Below are 21,427 nucleotides of genomic sequence, written 5' to 3'. Positions count from 1 at the left end.
GGAATCTAAAACTTCAGAAATTTGTGGTGGTTGCCCTGGGGTTTGAACGGGTAAATTTTAAAAAATTAAAATGAAATATCCATATGATTTAAAAAAACAGTTGACATTGTTTTCCAAATCATATAGATATCTCGTGTTTTTGATTGATCGGGGCCGTTAACTCAGTCGGTAGAGTATCTGCCTTTTAAGCAGAGAGTCGCTGGTTCGAGCCCAGCACGGCCCACCATGAAAAAAACATTGCGTCCCCATCGTCTAGCCCGGTCCAGGACACCGGCCTTTCACGCCGGCGACAGGGGTTCGAATCCCCTTGGGGACGCCAATTAAAAGAAATAAAGGCTTTCAGCGTTTGCTGAAAGCCTTTTTGCTTTTTAAGGTATGTTGTTTATCTCATTGTTAAAAACATCCAAGCGGTTAAACTGATGATGATCGGCTGTTAAGCGTAAATATTTATTTCCAGGTCTTGTTTTTTTCGGCTGAATTCTTTTTCAAGCCTGCTTTTTTCCTGGAGGTATTCTCTTTCAAGCTGTTGGGTTGCATTTGTGTGATTTTGCTCTACCGCAGTTTTTTCCCTTTGATAGACCTGTTGAAGATCTCTTGCTTTATTGGAAATATTTACGGTATCATTGATATTTTTACGGTTTGAAACAGGAGAACCAGTTGCATGGGATGACGGTTTAGCAGTATTGGATATATTAAGTTGAGCCTGGTATCCAGTTAAATTGTGTATGCCGGATGTGTTGGTCAACATTATTTACCTCGTTAACCTTAATTTTATAAGGTCGTTGTGTTAACAATCGGGCAGATTTTATAGGGCTACACCCAATTTTTTATAGAATAAATTTTTATAAAAAAAGTGTCAATAATTTTTATTTGTGGACTAATCAGATTAATGGAGTCAGACCCTTCTCATGGTAGATGTTGTGACCAAATTACAAAATGAAGACAATCTTTACAGACACCGTCATTACTATTTATAAATAATTCAATATATTGTATAAACTGATAAATAAGTTGGTTTAATTTTTTGGAGGTTAAAACATGAAACCGGTTGTGGCCCTTCTGGGCAGGCCCAATGTGGGGAAATCCACATTATTTAACAGGATCATTCGTTCAAGACAGGCGCTTGTTGATGATTTTCCGGGTGTAACAAGAGACAGGCACTATGCAGATGCACAGTGGAATGACATTGACTTTACAGTGATTGATACGGGCGGATTTTTAAGTTCGGATGATGATTATTTTGCCTCCCAGATTAAAGAGCAATTGACGGCTGCGGCGGATCAGGCGGACGTTCTTGTTTTTATTCTGGATGGTCGGGCCGGATTGTCTCCCTATGATAGGGAACTGGCGGATTTTTTACGCCGAATGTCCAAGCCGGTTTTTTATTTGGTCAATAAAATTGAAAACTACAAACAGCATGACGACCTTGCTGAGTTTTATTCACTGGGTATTGATCATTTTTATGAGATTTCAGCCGAACACGGCATCGGGGTGGGTGATTTTTTAGATGACCTTATTCAAACCCTGCCGGAATATGATCAGGCCCAAGACGAGGGTGAGACACCTATCAGGATAGCCATTGTGGGCCGACCCAATGTGGGAAAATCTTCTCTTGCAAACCGGCTGTTTGGCGAACAGCGTGTAGTGGTCAATGAAAAGGCCGGCACCACCCGGGATGCCATCGAATTGTCGGTTGAATATAAAGGAAGACAATTTGTCCTTGTGGATACGGCCGGTATTCGTCGCAAGGGCAAGGTCACTCAGAAACTTGAAAAATTTTCCATTTTAAAATCATTGAAGAGCCTTGATGACTGTGATGTGGCATTGATTCTGATTGATTCGGAAGAAGGCATTACAGATCAGGATATTACCATTGCCGGATATGCCGAGGACCGGGGATGCGGTGCCATGTTTTTGTTAAACAAATGGGATCTTCTGGATAAAGAACGTAAAAACGTAAAAAAATACATGGAGGATTTAAGGTACAAGTCAAAATTTTTGTCCTATGCTCCTGCCATGACCATATCCGCTCTGACCGGGCAGCGGTGCCATAAGATTCTGGATGAAGTGGTCAAAATTCATAAGGAATATTGCAACAGGATTAATACCGGTGTGTTGAACCGGATTATTGAGGATGCGGTTTACAGAACAGAACCATCCCTGTACAAAGGAAAACGACTAAAATTTTTCTATGCCACCCAGGTGGCGACAAGACCCCCCTGTTTTGTCTGTTTTGTTAATTTTCCCAAAGCAGTTCATTTTTCTTATGAGAGATATTTGCTCAATCAGTTGCGCCAGATGATTCCGCTTTCAAAAACTCCAATCAAACTTTATTTCAGGGAAAAAACGGGAAAAATTAAATTTTCAGGTGGATCAAGAGAAGATGAGCGGATCTTTCAGAAAAAGAAACGACAGATCACCAAAAAACAAAAACAGAGAAAAGAACAGAGTAAGAAAAAAAGACAAAGGGATACGGATATCGCTTAAAAACAATGGATCTTTTTGAATCTCACAGTTCTCGGGACAAATCCCTGACCCGCCCCCTGGCTGACAGAATGCGCCCCAAATCTCTTGATGAGCTGGAGGGTCAAAAACACCTTACAGCTAAAGGCAGTCTGCTCCAAAAAGCAATTGAAGATGACCGGGTTTTCTCCATCCTTCTCTGGGGACCGCCCGGATGTGGGAAGACAACCCTGGCAGGGATTATAGCCAATGAGACAAAATCTGAATTTGTAGAAATATCAGCTGTTTTGTCCGGGGTAAAAGAGATCCGGCAGATTATTGAACAGGCCAAAAAAAGACAGGCCCTGTATCAAAAACGAACCATTCTGTTTGTGGATGAAATTCACAGGTTTAACAAGGCCCAGCAGGACGCTTTTTTACATCATGTGGAAAAAGGGCTGATAACTCTTGTGGGGGCCACCACCCAAAATCCGTCCTTTGAGGTTATTCCGGCCCTGGTATCCCGATGCCGGGTGTTTACCCTTAAAAGCCTTGAACAAGAAAATATTTTAACAATTTTGATCCGGGCGCTGACAGATAAAAAAAATGGGATGGGGATTGAAAAAGAGCAATTGACCCATGAGGCATTGGAACATATTGCAAGGGTGGCCGACGGTGATGCCAGGATTGCCTTAGCCAATCTTGAAACAGCAGTGCTTCATTTTTCTCAAAAAGACAGGATTTCTATTCAGGATGTTGAAACTGCCATTGAGAAAAAATCACTTTTATACGATAAGGCGGGTGAAGAACATTTTAACCTGATTTCAGCTTTTATCAAGAGCATGCGTGGCAGCGACCCTGATGCGGCGATTTACTGGCTGGAACGCATGCTCATGGCAGGGGATGATCCTTATTATATGCTCAGAAGAATGATCCGGTTTGCCACCGAGGATATCGGCATGGCTGATCCTGGAGCCTTGACCATGGCCTTGAATGCCGGTGAATCCTTTCGGATTTTAGGCCGTCCCGAAGGAGACGATGTTTTGTTCCAGGCAGCTATTTATCTTGCCACAGCTCCCAAAAGCAATGCTGTGTATATGGCCCGCAAACAGGTTAAAAAAACGGTTCAGGAAGCCGGATATGAACCGGTCCCGCTTCATATCCGGAATGCCCCGACAAAGCTTATGAAAAACTTGAATTACGGCAAAGGGTACAAGTATGCCCATGACTATAAGGGCGGCTATATCCCTCAGTCCTATTTGCCGGAAACGCTTTGCGATCATCGTTTTTACCTGCCAACTGACCGGGGATATGAGAAAACTGTGAAACAGCGGCTTGATGCATGGATTAACCTGAAGCAGTAAAAGAAAAGAATCCTGTCGATTATAGCTCAGCTTATTCGGAACAGGTCAGGCGCTTTAAGATACGAGATAACTCAGACACAACGCTTTCCATGGTTTGGGGTCTCAGATCCGGGTCATCTGACAGCATGGCATTGAGCAGGGCGGCAAGTTCAGGGTCTGGACTGTCCAGTTCATCCACTGTTGAGGAATTGATATTTTGGTTTGAGTCTGCGGTTAACAGCTCAATAAATACTTTCCCAAGTGACCATATTCCACTTCTAAAATCAATGGCCCGCTGGTTTATGATATCAGGATGGCAGTCAAGTGCTTTTTGAAGCATGGGGCCGTTATGGGTAGCTCTTGCATTTAAAAATCTTGAAAGTTTGTAATTGAGTTTTATGTGGAGATTTTTTGTTTTTTCTTTGGGGATCATAAGATCATAAAGAATAAGATAGGGCATAAAATGATCATGTTTATTCAAAATATCAAGTATTGACGCGATATTATGAAAAAGGGTGACCATCCTGGGCAGGGAATCCAATATCCCGGACCTAAAGACAGAATTCCAATCTGCGGCATCCATCCATTCGCTGATCTTGTACCAGGGTCCGTCACTGCTTTTTTTGATTTCATAATGCCGTAAAAAATATTCGTCCGGCAGTTTTTTGAGTTTTTCAAGTTCGTTTTTAAATCGTTTGGCCACACGCTCATCCATACCGGATTTTTCCGTAAATATTCTGATGGTTACAGGTGAGGTATCTTTGTTTTTTGCAGCTTTGCAGACAATTGAAGTGCGGTCCTCATAAATAATGGTTTGAATTTTGTATTCATCAATAAATTTCAGAGGGCCTGAATTGTTTATGCCGCAGACCGGGCACATAGTAATTGTCTGGGAGACAATTTTTCCACATCCGTTGCATTGTTTCATGATCGGCACCCTTTATCAATTTTTCAAGTCTGTCTGAAGATGGATGACACCCTTGGGTTACCATATACAATATAAGGTGTTTATCCCATATAATAGGTCGGTTGATAGAATTAGTCAAGAAAGGCTTGACCCGGACCCTTCCCAGATAAACCGGCGGTCGTTGTATGTCAGCGTATCTTGAGGATCATAGGTTCGTTCCGTGATTTCGATTGTTCCGTTTTGATCCATAAGCATTACAGTGGAGGATCTTGTGCCATATGTATCGCTATGGATAAATAAGGAAGACAGCGTTCTTTCCCATTCAAGTCCCACTCCGGTTTGAGGAAGCTGATCATCATCAGGAATTGATTGGTCCGTCAGTATGGAGAAAAGAGATTCAAATGTGATGGTGCCGCAGATGATATCCTGCAATGCTTTTTTGCCGGATTCCACTTTAGGCCATGGGGTGTCCAGAAACCGGTTGGAAAGTCCGTGAATGCCGGGGGCTATTTTTTCAATGGTGTTTTTAAGGTTGGAGAACCAGAATATATCATCTTTGCTGCCAAACAACAGATTAAATCCATTGTAGGGATTTTGTTTTTCTTTAAGATGATTAAAATGGGTTTTAGGCGGTTTCTTGGATTTGAGAAAATCAACAATAATTTCACCCCTTGAAGGGGCATCCGGACGGATTGAGGAAGGATCACGGTAATTGGTAAGGGCTGCAAAGGTTCCGTTTTTGTGGACCCCGAACCATGTGCCGCCCTGTTCAAGGTCTTTTCCCGCAAGAATAGCAGGGGTGGTTTTCCATAAATGCATGGGGGCTGTGGGTCTTTGATAAAATTCATCCCGGTTGGCGGCAAAGATTAAAGGATATTTGTTTGAAACTTTATATCCAAAGAGGATTAAACACATGTATAATTCCTTGTTTTTTAGTTGTCTCTTTGTTATTGAATCTAATGGCGTATTTAAAATGTAACTATTAATAATTTATATTAGTGTTAAAATATAGCTGCTAATAATTTATGGCAGTTTTAAAATGTAGCTGCTAATAGCGAAAAAATCAATATTGATGGAGGCTTTAAATGAAAAATGTTGTTATCGTCAGTGGTTCTAGAACTCCTGTAGGGTCTTTTGGTGGTTCCCTGAAAAGCGTACCCGTAGTTGAACTTGGCTCTTATGTAATGAAAGATGTTTTAAAAAGAGCTGGTTTGAAACCTGTTGTGGATGCATCCCAGGATGAATTTTCTCCTGATACGTTAAAAGATCAGGGCGTGATTGATCTTGAAAAAAAAGGATATGATTATGATGATTCATTAAACCCTGTGTTTATTGATGAAGTTATCATGGGTAATGTCCTTCAGGCAGGACAGGGCCAGAACACAGCCCGGCAGGCAATGATTGCTGCGGGTATTTCAAGACAGACAACTGCTTTTACAGTAAATAAAATCTGCGGTTCAGGACTCAAAGCCATTGCTCTTGGTGCCCAGTCCATTATGGCAGGTCAGGCAGAAGTGGTTCTTGCAGGTGGTCAGGAAAGCATGAGCAATGCCCCCATGGCATTGAACAAGGCAAGATGGGGACATCGAATGGAACTTACCGGTATAGGACCAGTCCATGATTTGATGGTATTTGACGGATTATATGAAATTTTTTACGGATACCACATGGGACTTACGGCAGAAAATATTGTAGAAAAATACGGTATTACAAGAGAAGAACAGGACAAGCTGTCCTTAATAAGCCACAATAGAGCGTTTGCTGCGGTAAACGACGGTACTTTTGCTGAAGAAATCATCCCGGTTGTGATCAAATCCCGCAGAGGCGATACCATTGTTGATAAAGATGAACGCCCCATGGAAACCAGCATGGAAAAAATGGCAAAACTTCGTCCGGCATTTAAAAAAGACGGAAGTGTTACAGCAGGAAATGCATCCGGAATCAATGATGCAGCAGCAGCCGTTCTGTTGATGACCGAAGAAAAAGCTGATGAACTTGGTCTTGAAAAACTGGCAAAAATTAAAGCTTTTTCATCCGGCGGACTTGATCCTGCATACATGGGCCTAGGTCCTGTACCGGCAATTAGAAAAGTGCTGAAACAGACCGGTATGGGGATTGAAGACATTGACATGATTGAACTGAACGAAGCCTTTGCCGCTCAAGCCATTGGATGCATGAGAGAACTCAATATTGATGTGGAAAAACCCAATGAACTGGGATCAGCCATCTCAATCGGTCATCCCATTGGTTGTACAGGTGCAAGACAGATGGTTACAGCCATTAACCAGATGAAAAGAAAATCATACTCCACAGGTTTGATCTCCATGTGTATCGGCGGTGGTATGGGCATGGCCATGATTATCGAAAGATAAGTTTTTTCCTTTACTTGGAACCATTAAAATGGTAGAAATGCCTATGTTTTTAATGGGGTTAAAATATTTGAAATAAAATGCATAAAGGAGTGTTTTTATTATGGATATTCCTAGAAAATTAGGCATGTTAATCTTTACGGCAGTGCCGGCTATTGTTGGCGGCGGTATTGTATACCATTTTTTTGGAAGCTTTCTTCAAGTCATTATATTTGAGATACTTCTTGTTCTGGCAGCCCTTGGACTGATCAGAAACTAAAACAAGAAGACTCTTGGATTTATGTAAAGCCGTATTTGTGCAAGCCTTTTTGCATATTACGGCTTTACATGGTTTTTTAACCCTTTTCATTTCTTTGTACCTTGACTGAATAGATTGGTGAAATCTTGGAGCAAAATATTTCTCAAAGAGCAGTGTTTGTATTTTTTATTGTGCTGTTCTGTATTTCGATTCTGCTTGCAGGTAAGCTGATTGCCCCGTTTTTTGCCATTATCATCTTAGGGGTCGTCTCCACAGGAATTTTTAATTCGGTTTTCAGGTTTTTTTCAAAGAAACTGTCCCCCAAAGCTGCTTCGGTTCTTACCTGTATTCTGATTTTTTTTGTTGTCTTTATTCCGGTTGTTTTTTTTATCGGGGTGCTTTCCAGGGAAGCCTTTAATCTTTATACCATGGCCAAAGATGCGGTTTTTTCCAATCAATTAAAAGACTTGTTTGAAAATACGCATGCCTTGGAACGATTCAATGACCTGCTGGTCAGGGCAGGTATCGAAAAAGAGGTGACCTGGGATGAATTGGTCAGCCCCATTTCAGAACTTGGAAAGGCCGTGGGATTATCATTGTTTGAACAGGCCCGTTTTATTACATCCAATGTGTTTAATCTGGTGTTGTATTTTGGTCTGATGTTAATCGTGGTATTTTACATGTTTATCGATGGGGATAAGTTTATAAAATATATGTATGACCTGTCTCCTTTACCGGATGAACATGATGAAAAACTTTTTGAAAAATTTATGGACATGGCAGGTGCAGTCCTTATCGGAAATGGCCTTGGCGGATTGATTCAGGGAATTGCAGGCGGTTTGCTTTTCTGGTTGTTAGGGTGGAATTCTCCTTTCCTATGGGGTGTTATCATGGGATTTCTGGCTTTTTTGCCCATTGTGGGGATCGGTATTGTCATGGTCCCTGCCGCAGTGATCCTGATGCTGAAATTAAAATTTTTTTCAGGGATTTTTGTCCTTGTTTTTTATGCCGTGCTGTCCTGGGGGATTGAGTATATCTTTAAACCCAGGGTAGTGGGAAATAGAGTCAGTATGCATCCGTTAATCGTATTCTTTGCTATTATCGGCGGGTTAAAAGCCTATGGCATTCTGGGTATTATTTACGGTCCATTGATCGCAACCCTGTTTTTAACCCTTGCAGACATATATTTTTCAAGTTTTCAGTTTATGGTTGAACCCGGAAAGGTTCTTAAAGAGAAATAATTGGAGTCGTAAAGTTGATTATTAATACAGACAATAATGTGACCAGCATTGAGAAGGAGATGAAACAATCCTATCTTGAATATGCCATGAGTGTCATTATCGGAAGGGCGCTGCCCGATGTTCGTGATGGCCTGAAGCCGGTTCACCGGCGGGTTTTGTATGCCATGCAGCAGTTGAGAAACGACTGGAATAAATCCTATAAAAAATCTGCCCGTATTGTTGGTGATGTGATTGGTAAGTATCATCCTCATGGGGATTCTGCCGTTTATGATACCATTGTTAGAATGGCCCAGGATTTTTCACTTCGATATATGTTGGTGGATGGTCAGGGTAACTTTGGATCTGTGGATGGTGATTCTGCTGCGGCAATGAGGTATACCGAGATTCGTATGCGCAAGATTTCCCATCAGATGCTTGCAGATCTTGAAAAACAAACTGTTGATTTTATTCCCAATTATGACGAAACCCTTGAAGAACCTTCTGTTTTACCCACAAAATTTCCCGCATTGCTGGTAAATGGCTCCTCAGGTATTGCCGTTGGAATGACAACCAATATTCCTCCCCATAACATCAAAGAGGTTGTTTGTGCGTTAACCCAATTGATTGACAATCCTGAAATGGATATTCAGGATTTAATGGAATACATTCCAGGCCCTGATTTTCCGACTTTTGGTCATATTTATGGTACCAAGGGTATCTATGAGGCCTATAGCACAGGACGTGGTATTATTACGCTGCGGGCAAAGGTAACGGTTGAGGAAAATAAAAAGAACGGTCAGGAAACAATTATTGTGACCGAACTGCCCTACCAGGTAAACAAGGCAAAGGTCGTTGAAAAAATAGCAGAACTCATGCGGGACAAGGTCATTACAGGTGCTTCCTTTGTCCGGGATGAATCAGACCGTGATGGAATGAGAATGGCTATCGGCCTTAAAAGGGATCAGATTGCAGAGGTTGTGATTAACCAGCTGTACAAGCATACCAATATGCAGACAAGTTTTGGTATTATTTTGCTTGCCGTTGTCAATAACCGCCCGCAGCTTTTGACTTTAAAAGAAATTTTGAATCATTTTATTGAACATCGCATAAATGTTATTATCCGCAGAACACAATTTGATTTAAAAAAGGCGCAAGAAAGGGCACATATTTTAGAAGGCTTAAAAATTGCTCTTGATCATCTGGATGAGGTGGTGGCTCTTATTCGTGCTTCAAATTCTCCTGAAGAGGCCAAAAACGGATTGATATCCAGGTTCAGTTTGACAGCCATTCAGGCCCAGGCAATACTTGATATGCGTTTGCAAAGGCTTACAGGACTTGAAAGAGAAAAAATCATCAGTGAATATAATGCCCTTTTAAAGGATATTGCCTGGTATAATGAGATCCTTTCAAGTGATGAAGTGGTCAGAGGGCTGATCAAGGACGAATTGGCCGAGCTGAATGAAGAATTTGGTGATCCGCGGCGTACCCAAATCGTTGAGAGTACGGCTGAAATCAGTATTGAAGATCTGATTGCCCAAGAAGACATGGTGGTGACTGTCAGCAGAAGCGGGTATATCAAGCGCAACCCCATTACATTGTATTCAAGTCAGCACAGGGGCGGGAAAGGCAAAACCGCAATGGGAACAAAGACGGATGATTTTGTGGAACACCTTTTTGTCGCATCCACCCACTCCACCTTTTTATTTATCACCAATTTGGGCAAGGTTTACCAGGCAAAGGTGTATGAATTGCCCATGGCAGGTCGCTCAAGTCTTGGAAAGGCCATTGTAAATCTGTTGAATTTTGATGAGGGTGAAAAGCTTGCCACTGTATTAACCGTTGATGAGTTTGTTGAGGATAGATATGTGGTCATGGCCACTAAAAAAGGCCGGGTGAAAAAAACCGATTTGATGGCCTATTCCAGGAGAAGATCCGGCGGCTTGATCGGGGTGAAGCTGGCTGAGGGAGACGAGTTGATTGCGGCAAGAATCACCGACGGTAATATGGATGTTTTTCTTGGCTCGGAAGGGGGCAAGGTTATCCGCTTTAATGAGAAAAATGTTCGTGCAACAGCCAGGGGTTCTATGGGGGTTCGGGGAATGAGAATAGACCCGGATGCAAAGGTTGTCGGCATGGAGGTTCTGGAATCAGAAGATACTTTGCTTACCGTGACTGAAAACGGATATGGAAAACGTTCTTCTATTGAAGAGTACAGGACCCAGACCCGTGGCGGCAAAGGTGTTTTTTCCATTAAAACATCAAAACGCAATGGCAAAATGGTCTCATTGCTTTTGGTGGATGACAATGACGAGTTGATGATGGTTACGGATAAAGGAAAATTGATTCGAACATCCATTGAAGGTATTAATGTTATCAGCAGGAATACCCAGGGGGTTAAATTGATTAACCTGTCTGCCAAAGAAACCCTTATAGGTATTGCACGGCTTCCCGAGGAAGAAGATCAGGCAGAAGATCAGGCCGGACAGGATGAACCGGAAGATGATAATCTGAAAGAATTTCCTGTTGATGAGGAGAATGTTGACAAGACAGACGACCCAACTGATTCATAAGGGAGAGGGCCACAGAAAAAGGCTTAAGGATAGATTTCTTAAAAACGGTCTTCAAGGATTTCATGATTATGAAGTCATTGAGTTGCTGCTTTCTTTGAATACCCCGAGAAAAGACTGCAAACAGAGCGCAAAATTGCTGTTAAAGAGGTTTAAGACTTTTCAGAGGGTTCTGGAGGCAAGTCATGAATCGCTGTGTGAAATTAAAGGAGTAGGGCCGTCAAGCAGTCTGGGTATCCGGTTGATTAAACAAGTGTCTGACAGGTACCTTGAAAGCAAAATCATATCAAAAGATGTGGTTCAAAATCCCCGGGATTTGATGGAATATTTGAACCAGACCATTGGACATAAAACAAAAGAAGTGTTTGCCGGAATTTTTCTTGATGCCAAAAACAGGGTATTGACCTGTCAAATTCTTTTTACCGGAACTTTGACGACCAGTTCTGTTTATCCGCGGGAAGTTATTATCAGTGCCTTGCAACATAATGCCGCAGCCGTTATTTTTGCGCACAATCACCCTTCGGGGGATGTTGAGCCTTCTAAAAGTGATATCCGGATCACAAGACAATTGTTATTTGCACTCAAATATGTGGGAATTGTTTTGCATGAGCATATGATTATTGGAAATAACGGGGCATACAGTTTTGCAGCCCAAGGCTTAATATCAAAGTTTAATACGGAATTTGAACAAACAAATTATTAATAAAGAAACAAATGAACAAAGAAAATGACACGCCTGAATGTTTTGGTATCCTTGAAAAAGTATTTCCCATGACCGATAAGGGATTGAGGCAGACACCGGATGAGTGCTTTTATCACTGTCCTTTAAAAACTAATTGTCTGCAACATGCCATGGCCACTAAAGCTGGTGTTCAAGTGGAAGAAGAGATTATTGAAAGGGGAACCCAATCGGGTGTCATGAATTTTTTTGAACGCTGGTCCCGTAAAAAACAGGTTCACAGAAAAAAGAAAAAATAATGTTGGAGAAGCCGATGAAATTAATAAAAGATATTGATGTGACATCAAAAAGAGTGTTTGTCAGGGTTGATTATAATGTGCCAATGGATGAAAATCTTAATATTACAGACGATAACCGGATCACAGCCACCCTGGATCTTATTTCATACTTGTTGGAGCAAGATGCAAAAATCATTCTGGCCTCTCACATGGGCAGACCAAATGGCAAGCGGGACCCAAAATTCAGTCTGGCACCGGTTTGTAAAAGGCTGTCTCAATTATTAAATAAACAGGTTTTGTTTGCAGAAGATTGCGTTGGTGAAGCAGTTGAAAAAAGAGTAAGCCAACTTACTAACGGTCAGATCCTGATGCTGGAAAATTTAAGATTCCATAAAGAGGAAAAAGACAATAATGACGGATTTTCACAAAAGCTTGCCAATCTTTGTGATGTATATGTGAACAATGCCTTTGCGGTTTCCCACCGGGATCAGGCATCTGTTACGGGTATTGTCAAATTCGCAGAAGAATCTGCAGCTGGATTTTTACTTGAAAAAGAAGTTCAATCTTATTACGATTCGGTTGAAAATCCTCAAAGACCTTTGGTGGCAGTCATTGGTGGTGCAAAAGTATCCGGCAAACTGGCTGCTTTGGAAAATATGCTCAAATTTGTTGATACATTGATTATTGGCGGTGCCATGGCCAACACGTTTTTAAAAAGCCAGGGGATTGATACCAGGGCTTCCGTGATTGAAAACGACCTTTTACAGACTGCATCCGGTATCGTTCAAAAAGCAAAAGAAAAAGGGATAGACTTTCTTCTTCCAAAAGATCTGGTTTGTGCGGATAAATTTGATAAAAATGCCAGTGTAAAAGTCTGTGAACTGGATCAGATTCCGGATCAATGGATGGCCTTAGATATTGGTCCCAGAACAGCCAAAGAATATGCCACAGCCGTGAAGAAAGCAGGAACAATTGTATGGAACGGTCCTATGGGGGTTTTTGAAATGGAAAAATTCATGTCCGGAACACAGATTATAGCAGATGCTATTGCCGCATCAGATGCTTTTTCCATTGTTGGCGGAGGGGATACCGGGCTTGCTGCAAAAAAATGCAATGTGGCAGACAAGGTAAGTTATATTTCAACCGGTGGCGGTGCTTTTTTGCACTTAATGGAAGGCAAAAAACTCCCCGGTGTGGTTGCCTTGGAAAAAAAGGAATAGAGTACAAAAAAAGGGGGATACGGTTATGTCCTGCAAGGATAGAGAATGCTTAAGCCGGGAAGAACGGCTCAGAAGGTCTTACTATGAGGTGTTGCGCGATGAATTGGACCAATTTGTTATAGGGTATTCTCTTGTGGGCTCTTATAATAATTTTCTCAGGTTACGGACTCCCTATCCATTTGTGGAATTAAGGGAACTCAAGCCTCGTGCCCGGATTCCATCGGTTGAGTTTGATGCACAGAATTCATTTTTGATTATTTTTTCCGAAGATACTATTGATAAAAAACATAAAAAATACATTCGGTATTTTGATGCCAATAAAATAACAAAAACCAATTTATTGACGCATAAATATTTTCCTGATGTGGAAAATTTTAACCGTAACCTTAAATTTTTTGATACCAGTGATTTTTTTTCATTTTTAAGATCGTTGCTCCCCATTGATTATGCTTTGTTGATTCAAAGAAATCAACAAAGCAAGGTAAGATATGGACTGACCCATTTCCATGTAAGGATAGACTGGCCCATTACCGATGCCTCGGAAGCACTTGCCAGGGATTTGAGGTATATTTCAAAAGATCTGTATGAAAAAGGGGATAAATATGCTGAAGATTTTCAAAAAAAATTTTTTGAATATTATGGGGTTCCGGTTCTGTCCGGAGGAAGAAGAACAGCAGCAATTGTGGCTGCCCAATATTTCAAACAGCTGCCCGGGATTACAACCATTTATGTTTCTTCCAGTGAATCCAGAACTCTTTTAAGGATTGATGAAGGCGGGGTATCCACGTCTGTATTGGTTAAATTGCCTGAAGATGAAACAAAAAAACTGGCTGAAGCTGCCGGCATCAACCAGGATTGTTTTATCAAAAATTATGTGGTAGCAAGGCACCGGGAAAAGTTTGTGTGTATTTTAAATGTTAAATATGATTATACAAGTCATGCATTGCCGTCAGAGGGAGGAAGACTTCGGGAATTAAACCCAGACACCAACTGGCTTACGGTCTCCCGGGAGCATATCCTGCCAAAGCCATCCGTACTCATATATTCGCCCATTCCTTATAAAATGGTGTACTTATAATTTTTTAAGCATGGCAATTTCGTCACAATTTGGAAAATTAACACACCCGATACAATCTGACCATACCTTAATTGGAAGTTCATTTTTATCAATGATTGAAAATTCAAACCGTTCAAAAAAGGTTGGCCGATAGGTCAGGGTGAAAAGATCCGTTATTTTAAAATATACGGCTTCTTGAATGGTTCTTTCCGTAAGAACCGTGCCGATTCCCTGACCTGTAAAATCAGTGTCAACTGCAAGAGATCGGATTTCAGCCATATTTTCCCAGCAAAATTGCAATGCACAGCAGCCAACCACTTTATTTTGCCTGGGATCTTCAAATACCCAGAAGTCTCTTAAATGGTCGTATAGTTTGCTCAGTGGCCTTGCTAAAAGTTCACCGGTTTTGTGATAGAATTGAAGCAAGGCATGGATATGTTTGACATCATCTAATACAGCTTTTCTTATCATTTATTGTCCTTTATTTTAATCAATGCTTTTACTGTTCCGGAAATTTGTTCTCTGCTGATTTTACCAGTATTGGGGTTCATATATATCATTTTTGTTCCATCCGGTATATCAAAATATTGACAAGAGTTAGTTGAAAGAAAGTGTTTCATATAATCAATCCATATGGGCAGGGCGGCTTTTGCACCGGTCTCATATTTTCCAAGAGAGGTAGAATCATCATTGCCCACCCAGACACCCACGGCAATATCCGGATTGAATCCAATAAAAAGAGCATCTTTATAATTGTCGGTTGTCCCGGATTTCCCGGCAATATCCTTTTGAATGATCATGGCCTTTTTACCGGTTCCTTCAAGTATAACAGCTTTTAACAGGTCAGACATAATGGCTGCGTTTTGTCTGGACATGATGGATTGCTTCTGTATTGAGGTTTGATACATAATCCGGAAATCTGAATCCGTAATTTTAATGATGGAAAAGGGGGCCACTTTAAATCCCATATTGGCAAACGGAATATACGCTGTTGTCAGCTCCATCAGGCTGACCTCTGAAGTTCCTAAGGCCAGAGAAAGATTGGGATGAAGTTTGGATGACACTCCGGCTTTTTGAGCAAACTCAATCACCTTGGCAGGACCGATTGCCTCTATAAGCCTTACAACAGGTGTGTTTTTTGACAATGCCAGTGCTTTACGAAGGGTGATTTCGCCTGAATACGTTTTTGAAAAATTATTCACCTGCCATGTTTGATTGTTTTCCAATTTATATGATAAGGGTGCATCAAGCAGGGTGTCATTTTGTGAAAATCCCCGGGTTATTGCAGTGGCATAAACAAATGGTTTAAAAGCTGAACCAGGTTGTCGTTTAGCATAGACAGCCCTGTTAAAGGAACTTTTATTAAAATTGACTCCTCCGGCCATACTTAAAATTGCACCGGTTTTAATATCAATTGCAACCAGTGCGCATTCGAGTTTTGAGTAAGGCTTCCCATGTTTTTTTACCCGGGTTTCAAGTTGTGCCATTCGATTTGAAACAGAATTATTTGCTGCCAATTGAAGATCTAAATTAAGTGTTGTATATATATTGAGTCCGTTTGAATAGATGTTTTCCAAATCAAATTGCTGTTTTAAAACTGTTTTTATATATTCAATAAAATAAGCAGCCGGATTCATATTTTTTTGGGGAAGAGGGGCTTCAATTTTTGTTGCTTTGGCTAAATTGTATTCCTGTGTTGTGATGATGTTTGTATCCAGCATTTGCCGGAGAACAATATTTCTTCTTTTTTGGGCCAAATCAGGATTTTTGATTGGTGAGTACACGGAAGGGGCTTTGGGAAGCCCGGCAATCAAGGCTGCCTGGTCCAGTGTAAGGTCACTTACGGATTTGTTAAAATAGGTTTGTGATGCGGCCTCAACACCATATGCCCCTGATCCCAGGTAAATCAGGTTTAAATATAATTCCAGTATTTCATTTTTCGTATACCGCCGTTCGATCTGAAGTGTTAAAATAGCCTCTTTGATTTTTCTGACAATTGATTTTTCAGAAGTAAGATACAGAGTTTTTGCCAGTTGCTGGGTTAAGGTGCTGGCACCTTGTTTGAATTTTCCGGCCTTTAAATCATGGATGATGGCTCTGGCAATGGCTTTTAAGTTGACACCGGAATGCTTATAAAATGTCCTGTCTTCTATGGTCAAAATGGCATTGATCAGGTTTTTTGGGATTTTATCAATGGATACGGGAAATCTTTTTTCAATATAAAATTTGGCCAGAATTTGTTTGTCCGATGAAAAAACAGTTGTAACAGAGGAGGGTTTAAACTGCTTAAGGCTGTTTATTTGCGGTAAATCATGAAAGAGGCTGAAAAAAGCCCCGGCAGGAATTCCGAAAAAAATTCCAACAAGGGCAATGGATAATAAAATAGAATTTCGTTTCAGCATTATGGTTATAAAAATCCACTTGTGTCTTTATTTGTCAGAATTATGTGACAAATTTTATGATGGAAATGGTTGTAACTGCTGACTAAAAGCGGATAATTGACAAAGAAAAATGGATCTATTTTATATTTTTCGAACAATATCATTGGATCGGCATTGCATTTCAAGCTTAAGAATAGCGATTGTATTTGGCTGGGCACTTTCAATGCAATTTTTATTTATATCAAGGATTGTTTTAATTTTTGTTCTTTTTGGACTTCCTGTTGGCGAAAGTACTTCAATCATATCACCGACACTGAGTTTGTTTCTAATACCAATCGTGTATTCTTGTTTTGTTATGTGGCTGTTGTTTTTCGTGTGATCCTGATTTTGTATTTTTTTTGTGCAATTAATAATTTTTCCGATAAAGCTATGGATTTTGCCTTGATGAATATTTTTATAATTAGGCAATTGTTCATCAGGTTTATTAAAATAAAAGCCGGTACAGTATTCCCTGTGAAACACCTGATAAAGCTCGGCTAACCATTCCGGGTTGGTTTCATATGTGTCTGGTTTATCAAAATAGGCATCAATAGCGTTCCTGTATGTTTTAACAACAGAAGCAAGATAGTTGATGCCCTTCATTCGGCCTTCTATCTTTAACGAGGTTATATTGGCATCAATAAGATCAGGAATATGCTTGATCATGCACAGATCTTTCGAGTTGAATATATATGAACCCCTGTCATCTTCCATAAGAGAATGATATTCGTTGGGTCGAAGTTCTTCCACCACCGAGTATTTCCATCGGCAGGGATGACTGCAAAGCCCCCTGTTGCTATCCCTGCCGCTTAAAAAACTACTGAGCAGGCATCGGCCTGAATAGGATACACACATGGCACCGTGAACAAATGTTTCTGTTTCTATTTTACAATCTGAACTGATTTGCTTTATCTCATTTATGGACAATTCCCTTGCAAGGTTAACTCTTTTTATGCCCATGTCCTGCCAGAACATGGCGGCATTCAGGTTGGTTGTATTGGCCTGGGTGCTTAGGTGGATATCCATATTCGGAAGAATTTTTTTTGCCAGATAAATGATTCCAGGATCAGATATAATAATGGCATCAGGACCTATCCGGCCTGTTTTGGTTAAAAAGGCTTCAAGCTGTTTTTGTTCATGATTTCTTGAGTAGATGTTGCAGGCAAGGTATACTTTTACATTGTGCTGATGGGCAAGGGTAACTGCATCAAACAGTTGAGCATCTGTAAAGTTTCCTGAAAAATTTCTCAGGCTGAAATCTTTACCTGCCAGGTAGACCGCATCCGCACCATAGTGAATGGCGATTTCCAGTTTTTCAAAATTGCCTGCAGGTGCTAACAGTTCAGGTTTAAAGGGTTTTGTGTGCTGAATGTCGTGTGCTGTATACTGGGTGTTGAGTGTTAACAGTTCGGGTTTTGAAGGGTGTTTTTTCATAAGGTCTGCATATGTGTGGTGCCCCCGGCAGGAATCGAACCTGCGCTCAAGGATTAGGAATCCTATGCTCTATCCACTGAGCTACGGGGGCATAAATTATTCGATAATTAATTTTTGACCGGGAAAGATCTTACTTCTTTTATTCAAATGATTCAAGGCCAGAAGTCGATTTAAATCCATTTTATATTTTTTTGCAATTGAAAAAGGGCTGTCACCCGATTTTACCCTGTATGAAAAACTCTTGTTGCGTTGAGAACTGCTTTTTTTTGAACTATCTGATTTCGCAAGAATTAATTGTTTTTTGGAAGTAATATAAAGGGTTTGACCAATGTTCAAGTTAGTGCAGGATAACCGGTTTGTCGTCATTATATTTTTTGTGGTCGTACCGAATTTCCTGGCAATATTCCAAAGATTGTCTCCGCGCCGGACCGTGTATGTGAGAGTTTGTCCGGGTTTTAATTGAGGAGATGTAGCCGTACTGGCAATTGAACCATTGTTCCTGCCGGGTATTTTTAGTACCTTGCCGGCAAATATTTTGTGACTTTTATGGATGTTGTTGGCAACTGATATGGCACGGATTGATGTTTTATATTTGTTGGCAATGCCTGATAATGTTTCACCCCTTCTAACGCGGTGAAATACATACATTGGAGGAGGGGCAACCGTTGTTTTTAATTCATCAATTGTTGAAAGAAATAATTGGGCTTTTTCTTTCGGTATTTTTAACATATAAGGTTCCGGAGGCAACAGTGCATATCTAAGTTCAGGATTAAGTTCTTTTAAAGTTGCCGTATCCATTCCGATTTTTTTGGCAATATCTTTAAGTCTGACCTGTTTTTTGATCTCACATACTTGAAAATCAAAAGGCATTGAGGGAGTGTCAATTTTGATATTGTATTTGTCAAGATTATTAACAATGTGAAGTGTGGCTAAAAATCTAGGAACATATCGTGATGTTTCCCTTGGCAGATTCTGGTAAAGATCCCAGAAATTATCAAGGTAATTTATCCTTTGATTTCTAATGATTCTTAGAACCCTTGATTCTCCGCAATTATATGCAGCAAGTGCGGTTGTCCAGTCTCCAAAAAGATTATGAAGTTCTCTTAAATAAGCAATGGCTGCTCTCGTTGCTTTTTCAGGGTCTAAACGTTCGTCAATATAATAATTGCGGTTTAATCCGAATTTGTATCCGGTCGAAGGTATGAATTGCCATAAACCAAGGGCTCTTGCAGGGGATAATGCCCTGATCTTAAAGCCGCTTTCAATTAAAGGGAGCCAGGAAAGATCTTCGGGTAATCCTGCTTTTTTTAATTCGGAAACAATAAACGGCCTATACCGTTGTGCCCGTTCAAGCGACTGGATAAAAAATTTTTTTTCAGGCCCTGTCAGCCTTTTTATCTCTTTTTTTACATGAGTATTCAGGGTAATGGGTATCTCATCGTGCTGACCGGTAACTACAATCTGGCGGGATGCGTAAATTTCAAGAATCCTTTTGGATATAAGGAATCTGATATCTTCTTTTTGCTGATTGAATTCAGGATAAATGTCAGGATCAATTTCAAGTATGGAATAATAAGCCGAATCAAGGTTGATTAATGCTTCTTCCAATTTGCCTTTTTCCCACATCTGCTGGGCATAATTACAAAGATCCAACGCCTGGTCAATTTTTTCCTGGGCTGAGAGATCGGATTCTTTTTCAAGATCGGATTCATTTGGATCAGTTTTGGTTTTAACCTGATTTTGTAAACAAAAATTTGAGGTGGTGCGGTTCAATTTGGATTTACTTGATTTTTCAAGGGAGTTTGTAATCAATTTAGTGTCGTTTAAACTATTATCGTTTACAATTGATTTTCCAGGCTCATTGATTGTTTTTAAAATATCTGAGGAGCTATTTTTATTGTGCGTATATTGACAACCTGCTGTGATCCAAAGAATAATCAATATTAGAGCAAGTTTTGTCTGCTGAGCCATTTGTCTCCTTGATTTTTACAATGATTTTTAATTTGCTCTAATTATAAAATTAATAAGAGGATGTCAAGGATATATGAATTATTTATCCAATGGGTGTATCCCTGATTTTAAACAGTTTTTTTTACTCAGTAGGGTTAACGAATAGATGATTTGATCAAATCGGAAGTTAAGGTTAGAAAATAGAAGCAAAAAGGAGTTAATTTGAGATTAAGCTTGTTTTTTTGGCTAATATACCCTTAAAGCTCTGTAAATTGAGAGTTGATTATCATGAGTTGCTCTGCTATTATCTCCCGGTCTTTTTGATGTGACAAAATGTTGCAAATTTAAGGTAAGCCGATATAGCTCAGTTGGTAGAGCATCTCACTTGTAATGAGAATGTCCTCCGTTCGATTCGGGGTATCGGCTCCAAAAAAATGGTGGGGTTCCCGAGTGGTCAAAGGGATCAGACTGTAAATCTGACGGCTCAGCCTTCGGAGGTTCAAATCCTCCCCCCACCACCAGTATGTTGTGTAGGAGATCTTAAAGCGTTGTTTTGGTGGATCGTTACTACATGGCTAATTATAATGGTTAGCTATTTTAGTTCATTATTTGCGGGAGTAGCTCAGTTGGTAGAGCTTCAGCCTTCCAAGCTGAATGTCGCGAGTTCGAATCTCGTCTCCCGCTCCACTTCTTTCGATCTTCACTTGAATAATGGTTTGAGTTAAAATTAAATTAATTTGAATCGCCTTTTCGGGCCCATGTAGCTCAGTCGGTAGAGCGCTTCCTTGGTAAGGAAGAGGTTCACCAGTTCGATTCTGGTCATGGGCTCCAAAACAACGGCAGAAGGAGCTAATTTAGGATGGCTAAAGAAAAATTTGAGCGGACCAAGCCGCATGTGAACATAGGAACAATCGGTCATATTGACCATGGAAAGACTACGCTTACAGCAGCGATCACCAAACTTGCAGCAATGGGTGGTCATGGTACATATGTCCCGTTTGATGAGATTGACAAGGCGCCCGAGGAAAGAGAGCGTGGTATTACAATAGCAACAGCTCATGTGGAATACGAGACAGCCAATCGTCACTACGCACATGTGGACTGTCCCGGCCATGCTGACTATATCAAGAACATGATCACAGGGGCAGCCCAGATGGATGGTGCGGTTCTTGTGGTAAGTGCTGATGACGGTCCAATGCCGCAGACAAGAGAGCATATTCTTCTTGCCCGGCAGGTAGGTGTTCCCTCGATTGTTGTGTTTTTGAACAAATGCGACATGGTGGATGACGAAGAATTGATTGAG

The 21,427-nt window shown here is 40.6% G+C and carries 18 protein-coding genes and 7 tRNA genes; 17 read left to right on the top strand and 8 right to left on the bottom strand.

The window, feature by feature from the left end; all coding sequences use genetic code 11:
* Window positions 1-150 precede the first annotated feature (150 nt).
* Together BLT94_RS02610 and BLT94_RS02605 are read left to right on the top strand one after the other, a co-directional pair.
* Window positions 151-226: transfer RNA gene (locus BLT94_RS02610), tRNA-Lys, on the top strand.
* A gap of 15 nt (window positions 227-241) precedes the next feature.
* A tRNA-Glu gene (locus BLT94_RS02605) sits at window positions 242-319 on the top strand.
* Window positions 320-433: 114 nt separating this feature from the next.
* Here the strand turns inward: BLT94_RS02605 and BLT94_RS02600 are convergent.
* Window positions 434-748, bottom strand: coding sequence for a hypothetical protein (locus BLT94_RS02600; RefSeq protein ID WP_092230125.1), 315 nt, complete (start codon window positions 746-748; stop codon window positions 434-436).
* Window positions 749-1,038: 290 nt separating this feature from the next.
* Between BLT94_RS02600 and der the strand changes: the two genes are divergently transcribed.
* Together der and BLT94_RS02590 are read left to right on the top strand one after the other, a co-directional pair.
* Entirely contained in the window at window positions 1,039-2,487 is a 1,449-nt protein-coding gene (gene der, locus BLT94_RS02595) for a ribosome biogenesis GTPase Der (protein ID WP_092230123.1), read from the top strand.
* Between the two features lie 5 nt (window positions 2,488-2,492).
* Window positions 2,493-3,806 carry a replication-associated recombination protein A gene (locus BLT94_RS02590; protein ID WP_092230121.1) on the top strand — a complete coding sequence of 438 codons (1,314 nt, stop codon included), beginning with the start codon at window positions 2,493-2,495 and terminating at the stop codon, window positions 3,804-3,806.
* Between the two features lie 31 nt (window positions 3,807-3,837).
* Here the strand turns inward: BLT94_RS02590 and BLT94_RS02585 are convergent, their stop codons facing one another.
* The gene (locus tag BLT94_RS02585) at window positions 3,838-4,713 is read right to left on the bottom strand and encodes a protein kinase family protein (RefSeq protein WP_092230119.1); all 876 of its coding nucleotides are present in this window, start codon (window positions 4,711-4,713) and stop codon (window positions 3,838-3,840) included.
* A 114-nt stretch (window positions 4,714-4,827) separates the two neighbouring features.
* Window positions 4,828-5,607 carry an NRDE family protein gene (locus tag BLT94_RS02580; protein ID WP_092230117.1) on the bottom strand — a complete coding sequence of 260 codons (780 nt, stop codon included), beginning with the start codon at window positions 5,605-5,607 and terminating at the stop codon, window positions 4,828-4,830.
* A 170-nt stretch (window positions 5,608-5,777) separates the two neighbouring features.
* Here BLT94_RS02580 and BLT94_RS02575 point away from each other — a divergent pair, with 170 nt between their 5' ends.
* The 8 genes from BLT94_RS02575 to BLT94_RS02545 all read left to right on the top strand — a co-directional run bounded on the left by BLT94_RS02575 (window position 5,778) and on the right by BLT94_RS02545 (window position 14,341).
* The gene (locus tag BLT94_RS02575; protein WP_014958852.1) at window positions 5,778-7,064 is read left to right on the top strand and encodes a thiolase family protein; all 1,287 of its coding nucleotides are present in this window, start codon (window positions 5,778-5,780) and stop codon (window positions 7,062-7,064) included.
* A 100-nt stretch (window positions 7,065-7,164) separates the two neighbouring features.
* The gene (locus tag BLT94_RS21915) at window positions 7,165-7,320 is read left to right on the top strand and encodes a hypothetical protein (protein ID WP_173391129.1); all 156 of its coding nucleotides are present in this window, start codon (window positions 7,165-7,167) and stop codon (window positions 7,318-7,320) included.
* 125 nt (window positions 7,321-7,445) lie between these two features.
* The gene (locus BLT94_RS02570; RefSeq protein WP_014958851.1) at window positions 7,446-8,540 is read left to right on the top strand and encodes an AI-2E family transporter; all 1,095 of its coding nucleotides are present in this window, start codon (window positions 7,446-7,448) and stop codon (window positions 8,538-8,540) included.
* 14 nt (window positions 8,541-8,554) lie between these two features.
* The gene (gyrA, locus tag BLT94_RS02565) at window positions 8,555-11,089 is read left to right on the top strand and encodes a DNA gyrase subunit A (RefSeq protein WP_217641220.1); all 2,535 of its coding nucleotides are present in this window, start codon (window positions 8,555-8,557) and stop codon (window positions 11,087-11,089) included.
* Window positions 11,055-11,789 (top strand): RadC family protein, encoded by a 735-nt coding sequence (radC, locus tag BLT94_RS02560; protein WP_092230115.1) that lies wholly within the window; start codon window positions 11,055-11,057, stop codon window positions 11,787-11,789. Before gyrA ends, radC begins: the two co-directional genes overlap by 35 nt.
* Window positions 11,790-11,800: 11 nt before the next feature.
* Window positions 11,801-12,064, top strand: a complete 264-nt coding sequence (locus tag BLT94_RS02555) for a hypothetical protein (protein ID WP_014958848.1) — start codon at window positions 11,801-11,803, stop codon at window positions 12,062-12,064.
* A gap of 14 nt (window positions 12,065-12,078) precedes the next feature.
* The gene (locus BLT94_RS02550; RefSeq protein WP_014958847.1) at window positions 12,079-13,263 is read left to right on the top strand and encodes a phosphoglycerate kinase; all 1,185 of its coding nucleotides are present in this window, start codon (window positions 12,079-12,081) and stop codon (window positions 13,261-13,263) included.
* Between the two features lie 25 nt (window positions 13,264-13,288).
* The gene (locus BLT94_RS02545; RefSeq protein WP_014958846.1) at window positions 13,289-14,341 is read left to right on the top strand and encodes a hypothetical protein; all 1,053 of its coding nucleotides are present in this window, start codon (window positions 13,289-13,291) and stop codon (window positions 14,339-14,341) included.
* Here BLT94_RS02545 and BLT94_RS02540 read toward each other — a convergent pair.
* The 5 genes from BLT94_RS02540 to BLT94_RS02520 all read right to left on the bottom strand — a co-directional run bounded on the left by BLT94_RS02540 (window position 14,336) and on the right by BLT94_RS02520 (window position 20,145).
* Window positions 14,336-14,791: an N-acetyltransferase gene (locus BLT94_RS02540; protein ID WP_092230113.1), complete on the bottom strand. Its 456-nt coding sequence runs from the start codon at window positions 14,789-14,791 to the stop codon at window positions 14,336-14,338. The genes BLT94_RS02545 and BLT94_RS02540 overlap by 6 nt on opposite strands.
* Window positions 14,788-16,722, bottom strand: coding sequence for a penicillin-binding protein 1A (locus tag BLT94_RS02535; protein WP_092230111.1), 1,935 nt, complete (start codon window positions 16,720-16,722; stop codon window positions 14,788-14,790). Before BLT94_RS02535 ends, BLT94_RS02540 begins: the two co-directional genes overlap by 4 nt.
* A 120-nt stretch (window positions 16,723-16,842) precedes the next feature.
* The gene (locus BLT94_RS02530; protein WP_092230109.1) at window positions 16,843-18,174 is read right to left on the bottom strand and encodes a peptidase U32 family protein; all 1,332 of its coding nucleotides are present in this window, start codon (window positions 18,172-18,174) and stop codon (window positions 16,843-16,845) included.
* A gap of 16 nt (window positions 18,175-18,190) precedes the next feature.
* Window positions 18,191-18,265 (bottom strand) — tRNA-Arg (locus BLT94_RS02525).
* 5 nt (window positions 18,266-18,270) lie between these two features.
* Window positions 18,271-20,145 carry a LysM peptidoglycan-binding domain-containing protein gene (locus BLT94_RS02520; protein ID WP_092230107.1) on the bottom strand — a complete coding sequence of 625 codons (1,875 nt, stop codon included), beginning with the start codon at window positions 20,143-20,145 and terminating at the stop codon, window positions 18,271-18,273.
* 332 nt (window positions 20,146-20,477) lie between these two features.
* Between BLT94_RS02520 and BLT94_RS02515 the strand changes: the two genes are divergently transcribed.
* The 5 genes from BLT94_RS02515 to BLT94_RS02495 form a co-directional block, all read left to right on the top strand.
* A tRNA-Thr gene (locus BLT94_RS02515) sits at window positions 20,478-20,553 on the top strand.
* A 7-nt stretch (window positions 20,554-20,560) separates the two neighbouring features.
* A tRNA-Tyr gene (locus BLT94_RS02510) sits at window positions 20,561-20,645 on the top strand.
* A 90-nt stretch (window positions 20,646-20,735) separates the two neighbouring features.
* Window positions 20,736-20,811, top strand: a tRNA-Gly gene (locus BLT94_RS02505).
* 67 nt (window positions 20,812-20,878) lie between these two features.
* Window positions 20,879-20,955 (top strand) — tRNA-Thr (locus BLT94_RS02500).
* Window positions 20,956-20,983: 28 nt separating this feature from the next.
* A partial coding sequence (locus tag BLT94_RS02495) for a GTP-binding protein (protein ID WP_139168969.1) occupies window positions 20,984-21,427 on the top strand: 444 nt, incomplete at its 3' end.

Origin of the sequence: Desulfobacula phenolica, assembly GCF_900105645.1 — a bacterium.
Lineage (GTDB): Bacteria > Desulfobacterota > Desulfobacteria > Desulfobacterales > Desulfobacteraceae > Desulfobacula > Desulfobacula toluolica.
This window is presented reverse-complemented; position numbering and strand designations above follow the sequence as displayed.